Consider the following 12,935-nt stretch of genomic DNA (forward strand, 5'->3'; position numbering starts at 1 on the left):
TGATCTTATTTTTTTTAACCTTTATTGGGTTTAATTTTTTTGCTTTTAGCTTTTTGAAGCCTTTTTTGAACGTATTGCCCTTTTTTAGCTCTTTTTTTACAGGTTTTATTTTAAAGCTTTTTATTTTTTCTTTTATTCCTTTTTTATCTTTTTTTTGCTTTAGAGGTTTTCTCCATCATCTTTAGAGGTTGCTCATGTAGCGGTTTTGGCTTATCGTTTGAAGTTTTAGCTTCTTGCCCCTTAGCATGTTTTTTGGGCGAAATTATGTTTTTTAAACCTTTCTTTGCTTTGTGGTATAATTTCTTTAGTTTGCTTGGCATCGTTCAATATTGCAGAATCTATCTATTACTTCCTGGTTGTCCTCTATCATTGCCTTTGCCTCTTGCTGAAGAGATTTGATATTTTTTGATGTAATATTATCCATGTCAGGTGATGCTATTTTCAATTGTGATTGTATACGTATATATTTATCAGCTATAACTTGATCAAGTTGGTAGTTAACTGCATCTAAACTTGAGGCAAACATTACGTTCAACAGAGGTTTTATCCAACCTATTTTTCCAAATCTCCTTGAATTAGTTATACTTCTATCTGTTCTGCCAGTACCTATAGATAACAGTATAATATCGTCATTTGGAAATAACCTCTTACTACTTGCATATGCACAAGCTGCTGGATTATTTGCAAATACCCCACCATCCACTAATACTCTGTCTATCTGGTCAATTTTTAGATGTTTTGGTATGAAATAAGTAGGTGCAGCCGTTGTAGCTCTGAGTGCATCTTTTAGCCTGATAAAATTTCTATCTTCTCTCCAGCTCTTAAAAAAGAAAGGACGGTTGTTATGAATATCATAACTGGTAAGCAGTACATTACTTAAAGTGTTTTGTAGAGTATCATCACCAAAATATTTATCCAGTATAAATTCAATATTTTTATGTGGGTATTGTGCACAATTAATCCAAGATAATATTGATCGCCTGAAGAACGAAGACTTGAAAATATATGCTCCGTACTCTTGGTAAAGTTCAACCAAATCATTGGCAGAGTATTGAGGATTTCCCTGTTCATCTTTTTTACACAATCCTGCTACAACAATTCCACCGGTTGAAGTACCTGCTATAAGATCAAAGATTTCAGCTACCCTCTTTCTTGTTCTTTTTTCTATTTCTGCTAGAATAATGGCAGGTATTATCCCTCTAATGCCACCTCCATCAACGGATAAAATGTATTTAATCAATTGTAAATTTAGGTAAGGATATTAAGATTTAATTTTTCCGCTTAAAACCTGCAATTTAAACTCATCTAATTCTTCAGAAAGATTTTTTACCCTTTCCTCAAGTACTAACACTTTTTCCATTAAACCATATTCAATAAGTTTATCGTGAAATTGTACCCTTGAGTCTAGCTTGGATAACCACCATATAAATGCTACTGTTTGTATTAATAACGTGATAATTACTGTAATTGGGATTTTTTGATTTTGCATGTTTCTCCTAACTGTGTAATCTTTCAACTACTTCTTGTTTCCGGTTACGAAATATTACTGCTCAGATTCATGTTCTTTTTCAGCATTATAGAGCAAGTGTATAATTTCATCGTATGGTTTATCTTTATTGTGCCGTGATCTTAGCACAGCTACATCTCTTGGGTTTTTTCCATCTATATCTCTAATATTAGGATTTGCGCCTTTCTCCAATAAAAACTTAATAACTTCTAGGTGTCCTTCACCTGCAGCGTGATGTAAAGCTATTCTTTTAAATGCATTTCTATCAAGTGCGTTTATATTTACTTTTTCCTCTTCTATTAAAAATCTGATAATGTCTAAACATCCTTTTCTTGCTGCACAATGTAACGTTGTTCCACTCAAGTTTGGAGCCATATCCTTTACTAAAAGTTTTACTATTCCTAAGTTGCAATTACTAGTAGCCACTTGTAATGTTTTGTTATAATTATCTGTAGCTTTAGATTTTTGATAGCAATAAGTAATAACAACGCATACTATTAATAGTATGAACCATACGAAATGTAGTTTATCTCTTTCATTATACTTTATTTTTTTCATATTTGGCACACAGTTTCTTAATATTAAATAGATCATTACTCATTTTTTTCTTAACATTACTTACTCAAAGATGCTGACAACATAGTAAGGTAACCCGAGCTATTTAAAGTATGCTCCGCTCTATTAATTATCCATTCACCATCTAACGCTTGATTAAAACCTAGAAGATTAAGTTTAGCTTCTGCAAAAATTTGAGGATTACCAGGCATAGTTACATCTAAAGTTTCATTGTTACGCTTCAATTGTTTCAACTTGGCATTTGCTGCACTTAGTGCTGACTCTGCATTTGAGTAAAGTTCCAGCATAATATAACTTGGCTCACCGCTACCAACTGTTTCTTTAATAGTTTCGCCCTTTTCATAGCTATGCCACTTTGCCAGTACTGAATTATACTTATCACGTACGGTAAAATGCACTTTCCAATTTATCGTGTCTTGAGGTCTAATAGCTGTTGTTCCTAAAGCTTTTCCAGTTGCCGATTTTGCTTTGCCTTTTGGAATAAAAAGTATATATCCGCCAGCTAGCTTTGCCATTCCTTCACGCTCTGTTGCGATCTTTGTTAACAGACTTATATCACTTTCATCTATTTGGTTAATATGTGGTATCAACACATTTTCAAATTCTTCTGCAACTCTGCATCCATATCCGTGCTTTTCTGCTATTTCCTTAACCAAGTTACCTAGAGTAATTTGATGCCATTCTTTAGATACTTTCTCTTTTAATGATAGTCTTAAATTTGTTCCATGACCCTTTATTAGCAAGGTTTTAGGCGGACTCTGCACCGTAATTTCATTAATTGTATATACACCCATGGGCATCACTCCGATTTCCCTGTACCCTAAAGAAATATTCAATTCATTCGGAATATTTAAGTTTTCATCTCTGTAATCAACACACACTTCAACTACATCGTCTATTGTTCCTGATTCATCTGTAAGGCGCAATGATATGACTCTATCTTTCATTGATTCACATTTATCTATTATAAAATCTGGCTGCATTTATTCCCAGACCTTTAATTTTGACTTTTGTATTATTTTCTGAATAGTAGGAAGCTTTATCTTTAATCTTGCAGGCAAAAAGCTTCCGTATTCTGCAAGGCCTGGATTTTCAAGCAATACTTCCTCCACTGCTCCACTACTATACCCATAATGCTTCCAGCAAATCAGGTCTAGCATTTCTCCTTCTTTGGTTAAGTAATATATAGTCATCTATAGCTCTTCAAACTCAAACTAAATTCAACTTTTCTTGGTAGTCCATTAGGTAAAAAATACATCTGCTTTTCTTCTAACCTGGTAATTACGAACTGTCCTAAAATATTACCTAAACTATCTACTAAAACATGTGGTTTTTCAGCTTCTTTCATATTCTTTAATTGATTGAGCCCATTGAGATTATGTAGATAAATCGTTCCTTCTAAATCTATATCTTCTATACCTTGACCGATATTTTGTAATAGTGGCATATTTTCAATACACTCAATTGTGCTCCAACGATTTTCTCTATTATACTTTAAACTTGTTGGAGCAAACTTATACGGACCAAGAGACAACATTTTAATAAACAGGGTCTATGGTATCAAACAGAACATCACGTGATTTTTCTCTTATCCTTTTTATTACTTCATCAGCAAGGTTACGAACATCTTGATTTGGTGCTGCTTGTACACTTATGTTGAAATAATTATGTTGAGTTTGGTTAAAAGTTTTATTTTCATATTTGCTTTTTACGTACTCTTTCAGATTGAGATCTTTCTCATCTACTATAGATTTCTTTTCTGCAATAGCATGTTTAATTTTAACATTATTCCAGCTATTTTTAGAAATTCCTTTCATCACACTATTATTTGATAAAGGATTCCCATTATTAAAAACACTATTTTTAGAAAGTAAATTGCTAGCTTCTCCATCAACTAACGAAATAACAGTTTTTCTCTTCTCAAATTCTTTTATTGGACTATTTTCTGACACTTTCCCAAATACGCTACTAACTGTATCTCCCACCCATGAAAAAGCCTCTCCTATCGGTTTTATGATTGATTTCCAAAAACTAGCAAAGAATTCCTTCACTTTTTGCCAGTTAGTTATCACAAGTGCTGCACCTGTGATAAGTCCAGTAATTAAAAGTCCTATAGGATTACTCATTACAGCAAGTGTTATTGCTCTTAGTCCTGTTATTACTGCAGGAAAAACTGTAGCTGATAAAAATGAAAATACTCCAAGTAGGTTTGCTTTCAGACTAAAAATCGTACTTCCTAGCAATGTAAATCCGTATCCTAGTCCTACTGCTACAATTTTTAAACTTATCAAGGCTGCTACAGTACCCATGATCGCCGTGGTTAAAGTTGGATATTTTTCTGCAAACTCTGCTATATATCTAGTTTTTTCTTGTAAAAATTCAGCTATAGATTTTAAAGTAGGCAGCATCACTGAGCCCAGGTTCATACCAACTTCAGCTATTGCATTTCGAAGAAGTCGTAATTTATTAGCTGTAGTGTCTGCACGATTTTTGAATTCTTCTTGTAGAGAGCTCTTGTACTTTTCTGTATTAGCCAATAACTTTATTGCATCTTCGTATTTGTTAAAACTTCCAGCTAATAATGCAATATCATCTTGATATTCCTGACCGAAAAGTTTCATAAGGATTGTAGAACGCTCCTGGTTATCCATTTTCTTTAGAGTTTGAAAAAAGTAAAGTAGTGCTTCTTCCCCATTTTCACTTATCCTTTGTACCATTTCTTCTGCGGCTATGCCCATTTCTTCTAGTGCTGCCTTAAACTCTTTTCCTTGACCTTCAGCAGTTTGAAGCTTAGAAAGTAAAGCATTTATAGCAGTTGCAGCTTTCGCTGGTTGTTTGCCTAAGCTAATGAAAGCATTTACTAAGCTGCTGGTTTGTTCAAACTTTAATCCAAACTGTTTTGCAGTACCACCAACTATAGCAAGCGCTTGTACCATATCCTTTACTTTAGCAGCAGTGTTATCTGATAAGTGATTGATTACATTACCAACGTGTTCCATCCCACTAACATCAATTCCATAAACATTTGAAAGTTTAGCTATGGAATCACCCGCTTGCTCTGCAGACATATCAAATGCTGTTGACATTTTTGCTACTACTTCTGTAAACTTAAAAAGGTCTTCTTTCTTGATACCAAGTTGACCGCCGCTTGCAGCTATTTGTGCCAGTTCTGCGGCTGATAATGGTATAGTACGTGACATCTCTTTTAACTTCTTTGCAAATTTAGTTGCTTCATCCGTTCCTTTTTTAAAATCTACCACTTTTGTAACATCAGCCATAGCACTTTCAAAGTCAATCGCAACTTTAACTGGAGCTGCAAGCGTTAGCCCTAGCCCAATAGTCTCTACAATTTGTGACTTAAAATGTGCTTTACTTGCTAAAAAACTTTGGTGACTACGTATTGCAGACCCAAGCTTACCATACTTACCTTTTAGCACTTCAATAGAAGAACCAAGTTTATATTGATCTCTTACTAAGGATTTAATATCCTTTCCACTTTTCCTTACTTCTTCATTTAATGAATGCAAAGCATCTCTCTTTTTCAAATATGCTTCTTTTGCTTTTGTTGCAGAAAACTTAGCTTTATCAAACTCAGCTTTTAAAGTTTTGCTTGGTTTCTCTATTGTTTTCATTTGTTTAGCTAAAGATTTTACCTGATCTTCAAAGCCCTTCCAAGACCTCCTGCTAGTCAAAACATCACTACCCAACTGCTTAAACTTTGATACTGATTTTAAAGATGAGTCAAGCTTTCTTATATTCTCACCAAGACGGGTAAGTTGACTACTGCTTCCCTTTATTACAGTATTAAAACTGTCATCAAGTACCGCACCTATTTTTATTGATAATACTGACATTTGAACTCCCTAGCTAATTTGCTCCATGAAATAAACTCACTAATCTCCATATCAAGAATGTGCTCAACTCCACCACCTATGATAGAGCCAAGCACTAGTATTTCTAATCTCAAGTTTTTTGGATAATCGGTGAAAAAAAATCCTTTAATACCTCTTGAACTTTCACATAATCAGCAATATCTAACTCTTCAATCGCTTCTTTTGCAACTGATGTCAAATTGGCAGTCAAAGTTACTTCCTTACTCAGATCACTACCATTAAGGCGTTCTATTGCCAAATAGTCTCTAACTTTTGGACGTCTAACAGTAAGTTCTGAGACAGAAATACCATCAACTGTTATTGGGTTATTAAGTGTTATAGCTTGCATGTTCCTCCTTAAAAAGTTAATTAAATAAAAGTCTATATCGGCTTTTACATAACTAATTTCTTTGTATGGTGCTATAAATAGGATTAGCTTTGACAAGAATCTTTTCTGTGTTCAATTGAAGTAATAACTACTGTATGTTCTGGTACATCTATATAATAAAGTATACCTCACCCGTAGACTACGTTGTCCACTTAAGTTATGCTTTAATGGCTTTCCAAGTCCAATTGGATCAACTGTTAGACGCTCCATTATTGCCTTCTTAATCATTAACTTTACTTTTGCTGGAAGAGCCGGAATGTCTTTCTTTATGACAGATTCTGAATAGTCTATATTGTAAGGCTTAATCCCAGAAGGCATCTTGATGTTTAACCCTCTTTTCTTTATAGCGTTCGTCAGCAATCTTAGATAATTCCATATCTTCAATTTCTTCTTCCATTAATTCAGTTAATAACTTTAAAACGGACTTGTCTTGAGATTGTGCTACACTAACAAGTAAACCAGTTAGCTGCTCTATGGAATTTTTATGAGCTTTAGAATCCATATTAACTATATACCTACAACTTCTTATGTTTTAACATTTTTATGTAATTTTGTCAACCATATTAGATCCCTAAAACCGTTTGTAGCAAAGCCATCTGATCAACACCATTTATCTTTCTTATCATATTTTCAGCATCGATCTCTATCAGCTCACTGCCACCTATGGTAAGTTTATAGTAATGAGCAGCTACAGTACACTTCAGCGTTGCTTTTTCAGCAGGTTTCCAGCTACCAAAATCAAATTCTTTAAAAATGCCTCTTAAATTGATTATTACTCCTTCAATATCATTACCTTGCATTCCACCACGGAGCGTCAAAGCTACTGAATTTCCATTTATCAACCCAAATAGCCGAAAGAGCTCTGTATCGTATTCAGCAAAAGTGAAATCTGCTTCAAGCTTTTCCATGCCCATGTCAATATTTATTGGAATATCCATACCACCAGCACGGTACTCTTCTGTTTTTATGGTAAGCTTTGGTAGCGTTATCTCATCAATTTTTCCTGCATAACCCCGACCATCTACAAATACGTTAAAATTTCTCAGTATTTTGGGTAACACTTCGCTTTCTCCTAACTTATTACACTATTATTTACAAGATGGGATCTGAATATTATTTGCTCAGCTGGATATGGCGGTGTAAACTCAAAATCAAAAGACACTTTTCCGCTTGCAATATTTGCCGGTGTATTGAGTTCGGGAGTTGCATAACATTTTCCACTGATAATTGCTCCTTGCGCTTTTAAACTTGCAAGGTAAGAATTCACCCCCTCAATCACATCATCTATATAAGTTTTGGTGATATTGCGATCAACTGCCCAGAGATGAGCTCGAAGTAAACTATCGTTAATTAAATCTGCAGTGCGCCTTACTGATAGAAAAGCCCATTTCGAATCGTTTGAACATGTTCTATTTCCCCAAAGCCTATAGCCATTTTGATGAATTATCGTTGTTACTTCATTTTCATTTAAATGGTTTGCTCTACAATTTGTATTACCGAGCGTAAAATCAATAGGCCTGCTTGTTCCAACAATACCATTTATCTCTTTATTTGAAGGTGAGTGCCAAAATCCTTGTTCGCTATCTACTTTTGCTATTAAACCAGCTACAAATGGGCTTGCTGGCAAGGTTCCTTCTTTTCCTTCAATAAATACCTTAACCCAAGGGTCAACTACGTAAACTCTTGAGCTGCCTACACTTTTTCTCCATTTTATTGCTTCTTCATCATTAGTATTTGGTCCATCTGCAACAATAATTGCTCTTAATTTTTCTGCTATGGAAATTAAAGCACTCACTACTGGATTTACTCCATCTATTTCAGGTAACTGATGAGTAAACTGAGGTGCAATTAATATTCTTGGAGCAATATGAACTATGCTTTCACTACTGAGGAATGCCTCTATCCCTTGATACTCTCCAGTCTCTTTATCAACACCGCCAATTATATTTTGGATAGTTTCACTTTCTTTGAGCTTTGAATCGCTGTTTTCACTTTCTTTAACTCGAATAACTACTACTGTTGCACCAATCTGGGAAAATATTCCGTTTGTTGCAGAAGGTAAACTGCCACTCTTTCCAAGTCTTGCTGCTTCTTTTAAGCTTCCTGCAATTAACACTGGTTTATTTAGCGGAAACTTTTGCTCATCTGCTTCAGGTGCAGTACCAATTACACCTATCACTGATGATTTAGCTGTACGTACTGTCTTTGCTCCTGAGGTTACCTCAATAACATTTACGCCATGTAAAAATTCTTCAGCCATTTCTTTGTATTTTTTTCCTGAAATCATCTAGCAAAGTCTGTAGCTCATTTTCACTTTTGGCTTCTTCAATCTTTCTTTTGGCTAAATCTTCAAGCTCTTCACATTTAATTATTGCTTTTACTGCTTTTTTCACTTTTTCCTCAATTATTCTTGCCATTTCAATAACCGTAATACCACGGACTTTTGCTAAAGGTTCTATAATTTCTTTATCCTTTTCATCTATAGATTCTGGTGCTGCTAGAATGCTTTTTGCGGCTTCCGCTTGAATCTCATAAGATTTAGCTTTTTGGTGAGAATGACCTGCATATTGGTGAGTATGATTATCATAATAGAAACGCATACTATCAAATGCACAAAGCTTCGCATTATCCAGTAACTCCTTTTGTATATCTTCTTTAGTACGCTGAGCAATTTTTCCTCCTTCTGTTAAACAATAGCTTTTTTGCCAATCAAAATCTTCTGGTGCTTCATACCAATCATTTTCAGTTGGCTTGCTTTCAAGTGTTGTTGTTTCTACTTGTTTATCATTTTCAAATCTAATGTAGATAGACATTGTTTGTTACCTCCAAATCTCATACGTGTTAGATAATCCTGGACATTGCCAACCCCTGAGCGTCCTTTCCACATCTACCTCAAGCCCTGTGGTGAGAAAATTGCTACGTATGTTATAAATCCCCCACTGAATAAATTGACCATAGTTGTGTACATAATTTGATGCAAGCATACCTTGACTAACTTGTGTTCTGGAATACAGATAAAATGATGTGTAAAGTAATATTGCAACTGTTTTTCCTGCTGGAATCTCCACATTACCAGATCCGGCTAACTTGCTATCAGAACTCGTGTATTGGTAAACATTTTTCCATACTATTTTTGAAATACTTGATTTATTAGAATTAGTGTTATCAGGAGTTCCCACAAATAATCCTGCTCCCCCATACTCCGTACTCGAATACGATGATCCAACAAATTCCATTGTCTTATTTATGTTCACATTGGTTGTATTTTTTACAAATACTACTCCAAGTGCAGCATACGGGTAATAGTATATCTCATCATAACTACCCGAAAAACTTTTTGTGCATAACTCTCCGTAAATAAATGTTCCTTTACTTCCCTCTATAAAACTTAGTTGTCTTGGCCGATAAAAACTAACGTAATCTGTATTGTACGTATGGCTACCTGCTAGTAGTTGTAACATATAGTCAGTTTTTGTTATATCACTACTCCACTTTCCAAGCTCTGTCGTAAAAGTTCCGTGGCCAAAATAATTATTTTTTCTGCCAAGTACACCAAATAAGAAAGGTAATGACCCTGGTTCAACCATGTTGCGCTTTCTTATTTCATTTATAAGAGACGCTTTTAACTGTTCATCCCGAGTTTTTACCTCATTCAGGATGTTTTCAATTCGAGTTTCTATTTCCCTAATAATTGATGAGCCACTTGGCACATCATTAACAGTACGGAAGTTATTCACTAAACCTTTAAGACCATCTTTATGACTGTTACTAATGCTATTTATTGCTGCAATATTGGCATTCTTTCTCGTATCAAGTAGCGATAAATTTGTTGTTCCTTTTTCATCAATTCTCTTTAATAACTGCTTCTCTGATTCAGAGATCACTGCTAAAGAACTAGCTTTTTTATTATCCAGATCAGTTATAGCTCTTTTCATAAAAGTCCGGATGTGATAGGATAAGGGTAGATGATGATAAGGAGGTTGAATGCCAGCAGCATATAGTTATGATTTAAGAAAAAAAGCAATGGAAGCACTAGACGAAGGAGAAAGCAGAGAAACAGTGGCAGCAAGATTTAAGATTGGACGAACTACTTTATGGGAGTGGCAGCAAAGAAGAAAAGAAACAGGAGACTTTCAATCAAAAAAACTTGGAAATGGGGGTTACAATCACAAAATTACCGACTGGGATACCTTTGCCAAATTTGCCAGAGAACACGGAGGAAAGACTCTATCGGAAATGGCTAAACTTTGGAACAACGTTAGTATCCAAACGATCTATCGAGCCCTTAAAAAAATTGGATTTACGCGCAAAAAAAGACATATGGATACAAGGAAAGAAACGAAGAAAAACGTGCTGAATTTTTGAAAATTATAGCGACAAAAGAACCTAAAAACTTAGTGTATATAGATGAGTCTGGCATTGATAACACCGAAGACTACCCCTACGGATATTGCCAGAAAGGACAGCGGTTTTATGCCTTAAAATCTGGAAAGAAAACTCAACGAATCAGTATGGTTGCAGCCTTAAGTGGAAGAAAGATAGTTGTTCCGTTAACCTTTGAAGGCCACTGTAATATGGATGTTTTTAATGGATGGTTTGAGCAATTTTTGACACCGATCTTGGAACCTGGACAGACTGTCATTCTTGACAATGCTACTTTTCATAAGTCTGATAAGATTATCGAGCTTGCTAAAGGGGTTGGTGCAGAAATTTTGTATCTGCCGCCTTATTCTCCAGATTTCAACAAAATTGAGCATCATTGGTTTGCTATAAAAAACAGAGCCAGGAAAAACATTCCTCTATTCGAATCCTTTCGTCGTGCTGTTGATTCTGCCTTCCTATGACCTGTTTGGACTATTATGAGAAATGCTATAAGTGTTTTTTTGCACTATCAAGAAGTTCTTTTAGCTTACCATCTGTCATCTGTACAATTTCAGAAACTGCACTTTTGTCGATTATTGATTCCAATGCTTTAGCAAGATATGCTAATTGATCTGGTGTACTGTTTTCTGCTAAATCCTTAAGCCTCTTTTGTAGTGCATCAATTATTTCTTTTACTTTAGTCATTTGCGCAATATCAGAAATAGCTTTTTTATCTGCTATCAATTCCAGCGATTTTGCAAGATATGCCAGTTGATCAGGTGTGCTATTTGCTGCTAAATCCTTTATCCTTTGGTATATTGCTTCTTTCATTTCCAAAAATTTAAAAAAGTCTCAAAATTAAACCGCTCAAAATTACTCTTAAGTTGATTATGCTCATCTTCTCTTTCGGTAATATCTTCATCTATTTTCTTAATTGTGGTACGGATACGAACAACATCCTGCACAGCAATATTTTCTGGATGTGGTAGTGGATACCCTCTGCTTGTTTTATCATCTGACATTCTGCTAAGTGATAATGATTCGTAGATTTTTGACTTTAGGGCGATAAACAACCGTTCCACTCAAAGCTAATTTTACCCTTGTCTCATTACCATTAAAGTTTGTTAGCACATGAGTTCTCTCTACCCAGTTTTCCCCTATTGGTTTTCCTGATGTTAAATTTACTAATTGCCAATCCACGTTTTTTTGCACATACGCTTTAACATCTGCAGTGCCAGGTATCAGCGCATCATATGTTATGGTAATCTTAGTGTTAGCTCCTGCTGTAATGCTTCTAGTTACATAATCTGCACTCTTAGAAAGATTACCCATAACTAGCTGTAACCCAGGATATAGCACTGGACTTTTCTCTCGCCCTCCTTTTAGGCTTGCTTTTACCGTTAATTCCCCATTTATTCTTTCACGCAGTGCAAGCGGCAAATTATCAGACAAAAAGTTTTCTCTTCCCTCTTCATCTGTTAAGATAAATTCTACATTGGTATCAAATGCTACTTTTTCGACGTTTGTCAAAACAATTAAATCTGAAGTATTGGTTGCTGTAACTTTGCCAAGATCAATAACATGAGAATTTTCGCTAAATTTTGCAGCTAGTAGTCGAAACGTTAAATCTAAATTTTGATGTGGAGTCCAGGTACTTGCATTGCTAGATGAAAGTAATACTCCTACTTGATATGGCTGACTTGTTACCCAACGGCTATTTACTGCATCATATTTGCCAAGTTCTGCTATTTTGACTGCAGTACCCTGATCATCAGTAAGCAGTACTATTGCATACTCCTCTCCTGCATGGCAAAACACTGGTGGCCATTCTATACGTGTTGCTGTGCCATCTACTTTTATATCTTTCGGCTCAATATAACTTTCAGCAATGACAGTCTGCGAGGGCATTCCCACTGCTGTTTCTCTAATCTGCACAACAACACGTTTTTTGCTGCTATTTACGAACCATAGCTCCACGCCTCCTATGTGTCTGCTCTCATTTAGCGTAAATGTTTGGGCTAAAGGATCAACTCGTCTTGCTGCGATCACTCTTCTTCTTTCCTCTATGGTAATTGTTTTTTTACCAGTATACGTTGCTTCTCCATAACTTCCTTTATCACCGAAGAACTGTACTAACTTAGTCCCAGCAGGAATGTTTCTTGGTACAGTAAATCTTCCTTTTATTTTTCCTCTGTTATCAGCAATAAATGTTGCGATCATGTTTTTCTTT

The 12,935-nt window shown here is 35.2% G+C and carries 17 protein-coding genes and 1 pseudogene; 1 reads left to right on the forward strand and 17 read right to left on the reverse strand.

Annotation, left to right across the window (positions count from 1 at the left end; all coding sequences use genetic code 11):
- Window positions 1-304 precede the first annotated feature (304 nt).
- From OPR28_RS06695 to OPR28_RS06760, 14 genes are all read right to left on the reverse strand, one after another.
- On the reverse strand, window positions 305-1,240 hold the full coding sequence (locus OPR28_RS06695; protein WP_213863551.1) for a patatin-like phospholipase family protein: 936 nt from the start codon (window positions 1,238-1,240) through the stop codon (window positions 305-307).
- 21 nt (window positions 1,241-1,261) lie between these two features.
- On the reverse strand, window positions 1,262-1,489 hold the full coding sequence (locus OPR28_RS06700; protein WP_108784223.1) for a hypothetical protein: 228 nt from the start codon (window positions 1,487-1,489) through the stop codon (window positions 1,262-1,264).
- A gap of 54 nt (window positions 1,490-1,543) precedes the next feature.
- A complete protein-coding gene (locus OPR28_RS06705; RefSeq protein WP_010962680.1) occupies window positions 1,544-2,065 on the reverse strand; it encodes an ankyrin repeat domain-containing protein in 522 nt (173 codons plus the stop codon).
- 56 nt (window positions 2,066-2,121) lie between these two features.
- Window positions 2,122-3,066, reverse strand: a complete 945-nt coding sequence (locus OPR28_RS06710) for a phage late control D family protein (protein WP_265023732.1) — start codon at window positions 3,064-3,066, stop codon at window positions 2,122-2,124.
- Window positions 3,067-3,276, reverse strand: coding sequence for a tail protein X (locus OPR28_RS06715; RefSeq protein WP_151807928.1), 210 nt, complete (start codon window positions 3,274-3,276; stop codon window positions 3,067-3,069).
- Window positions 3,273-3,620 carry a phage tail protein gene (locus tag OPR28_RS06720; protein WP_151807927.1) on the reverse strand — a complete coding sequence of 116 codons (348 nt, stop codon included), beginning with the start codon at window positions 3,618-3,620 and terminating at the stop codon, window positions 3,273-3,275. Before OPR28_RS06720 ends, OPR28_RS06715 begins: the two co-directional genes overlap by 4 nt.
- 1 nt (window position 3,621) lies before the next feature.
- Complete coding sequence (locus tag OPR28_RS06725) at window positions 3,622-5,937, reverse strand: phage tail tape measure protein (protein ID WP_265023733.1); 2,316 nt, start codon at window positions 5,935-5,937, stop codon at window positions 3,622-3,624.
- Between the two features lie 109 nt (window positions 5,938-6,046).
- On the reverse strand, window positions 6,047-6,304 hold the full coding sequence (locus tag OPR28_RS06730; RefSeq protein WP_007303022.1) for a phage tail assembly protein: 258 nt from the start codon (window positions 6,302-6,304) through the stop codon (window positions 6,047-6,049).
- A 111-nt stretch (window positions 6,305-6,415) separates the two neighbouring features.
- Window positions 6,416-6,661 (reverse strand): type II toxin-antitoxin system RelE family toxin, encoded by a 246-nt coding sequence (locus tag OPR28_RS06735; RefSeq protein WP_015589015.1) that lies wholly within the window; start codon window positions 6,659-6,661, stop codon window positions 6,416-6,418.
- A complete protein-coding gene (locus OPR28_RS06740; RefSeq protein WP_265023734.1) occupies window positions 6,645-6,845 on the reverse strand; it encodes a hypothetical protein in 201 nt (66 codons plus the stop codon). Before OPR28_RS06740 ends, OPR28_RS06735 begins: the two co-directional genes overlap by 17 nt.
- Before the next feature lie 61 nt (window positions 6,846-6,906).
- On the reverse strand, window positions 6,907-7,404 hold the full coding sequence (locus OPR28_RS06745) for a phage major tail tube protein (protein WP_265023735.1): 498 nt from the start codon (window positions 7,402-7,404) through the stop codon (window positions 6,907-6,909).
- 11 nt (window positions 7,405-7,415) lie between these two features.
- Window positions 7,416-8,603, reverse strand: coding sequence for a phage tail sheath subtilisin-like domain-containing protein (locus OPR28_RS06750; protein WP_253303051.1), 1,188 nt, complete (start codon window positions 8,601-8,603; stop codon window positions 7,416-7,418).
- Window positions 8,596-9,156, reverse strand: a complete 561-nt coding sequence (locus tag OPR28_RS06755) for a hypothetical protein (protein ID WP_155968663.1) — start codon at window positions 9,154-9,156, stop codon at window positions 8,596-8,598. The genes OPR28_RS06750 and OPR28_RS06755 overlap by 8 nt, the downstream gene beginning before the upstream one ends.
- Window positions 9,157-9,162: 6 nt before the next feature.
- The gene (locus OPR28_RS06760; protein WP_265023736.1) at window positions 9,163-10,278 is read right to left on the reverse strand and encodes a hypothetical protein; all 1,116 of its coding nucleotides are present in this window, start codon (window positions 10,276-10,278) and stop codon (window positions 9,163-9,165) included.
- 49 nt (window positions 10,279-10,327) lie between these two features.
- On the opposite strand from OPR28_RS06760, the gene OPR28_RS06765 reads away from it, so the two are divergent.
- Window positions 10,328-11,187, forward strand: a protein-coding gene (locus tag OPR28_RS06765; RefSeq protein WP_264705388.1) for an IS630 family transposase whose coding sequence is annotated in 2 segments (ribosomal slippage) — window positions 10,328-10,652 and window positions 10,652-11,187 — 861 coding nt in all. Because the reading frame shifts where the segments join, the coding sequence is not laid out codon by codon here.
- A 28-nt stretch (window positions 11,188-11,215) separates the two neighbouring features.
- Here the strand turns inward: OPR28_RS06765 and OPR28_RS06770 are convergent.
- The 3 genes and pseudogenes from OPR28_RS06770 to OPR28_RS06780 all read right to left on the reverse strand — a co-directional run.
- Window positions 11,216-11,536, reverse strand: a pseudogene (locus OPR28_RS06770) (hypothetical protein); the annotation flags it as partial.
- On the reverse strand, window positions 11,533-11,727 hold the full coding sequence (locus tag OPR28_RS06775; protein WP_141457048.1) for a hypothetical protein: 195 nt from the start codon (window positions 11,725-11,727) through the stop codon (window positions 11,533-11,535). The gene OPR28_RS06775 and the pseudogene OPR28_RS06770, both read right to left, overlap by 4 nt.
- Before the next feature lie 4 nt (window positions 11,728-11,731).
- A complete protein-coding gene (locus OPR28_RS06780) occupies window positions 11,732-12,925 on the reverse strand; it encodes a hypothetical protein (protein WP_182365006.1) in 1,194 nt (397 codons plus the stop codon).
- Between the last annotated feature and the right edge of the window lie 10 nt (window positions 12,926-12,935).

It is taken from the genome of Wolbachia endosymbiont (group A) of Epistrophe grossularia, assembly GCF_947251435.1.
In the GTDB taxonomy this organism is placed as follows: Bacteria; Pseudomonadota; Alphaproteobacteria; order Rickettsiales; family Anaplasmataceae; genus Wolbachia; species Wolbachia pipientis.

Coding starts and splice junctions, on each gene's coding strand:
- OPR28_RS06700 (WP_108784223.1), bottom strand. CDS start 1,489: ATGCAAAATCAAAAAATCCCAATTACAGTAATTATCACGTTATTAATA.
- OPR28_RS06705 (WP_010962680.1), bottom strand. CDS start 2,065: ATGAAAAAAATAAAGTATAATGAAAGAGATAAACTACATTTCGTATGG.
- OPR28_RS06710 (WP_265023732.1), bottom strand. CDS start 3,066: ATGCAGCCAGATTTTATAATAGATAAATGTGAATCAATGAAAGATAGA.
- OPR28_RS06715 (WP_151807928.1), bottom strand. CDS start 3,276: ATGACTATATATTACTTAACCAAAGAAGGAGAAATGCTAGACCTGATT.
- OPR28_RS06720 (WP_151807927.1), bottom strand. CDS start 3,620: ATGTTGTCTCTTGGTCCGTATAAGTTTGCTCCAACAAGTTTAAAGTAT.
- OPR28_RS06725 (WP_265023733.1), bottom strand. CDS start 5,937: ATGTCAGTATTATCAATAAAAATAGGTGCGGTACTTGATGACAGTTTT.
- OPR28_RS06730 (WP_007303022.1), bottom strand. CDS start 6,304: ATGCAAGCTATAACACTTAATAACCCAATAACAGTTGATGGTATTTCT.
- OPR28_RS06735 (WP_015589015.1), bottom strand. CDS start 6,661: ATGCCTTCTGGGATTAAGCCTTACAATATAGACTATTCAGAATCTGTC.
- OPR28_RS06740 (WP_265023734.1), bottom strand. CDS start 6,845: ATGGATTCTAAAGCTCATAAAAATTCCATAGAGCAGCTAACTGGTTTA.
- OPR28_RS06750 (WP_253303051.1), bottom strand. CDS start 8,603: ATGGCTGAAGAATTTTTACATGGCGTAAATGTTATTGAGGTAACCTCA.
- OPR28_RS06755 (WP_155968663.1), bottom strand. CDS start 9,156: ATGTCTATCTACATTAGATTTGAAAATGATAAACAAGTAGAAACAACA.
- OPR28_RS06760 (WP_265023736.1), bottom strand. CDS start 10,278: ATGAAAAGAGCTATAACTGATCTGGATAATAAAAAAGCTAGTTCTTTA.
- OPR28_RS06775 (WP_141457048.1), bottom strand. CDS start 11,727: ATGTCAGATGATAAAACAAGCAGAGGGTATCCACTACCACATCCAGAA.
- OPR28_RS06780 (WP_182365006.1), bottom strand. CDS start 12,925: ATGATCGCAACATTTATTGCTGATAACAGAGGAAAAATAAAAGGAAGA.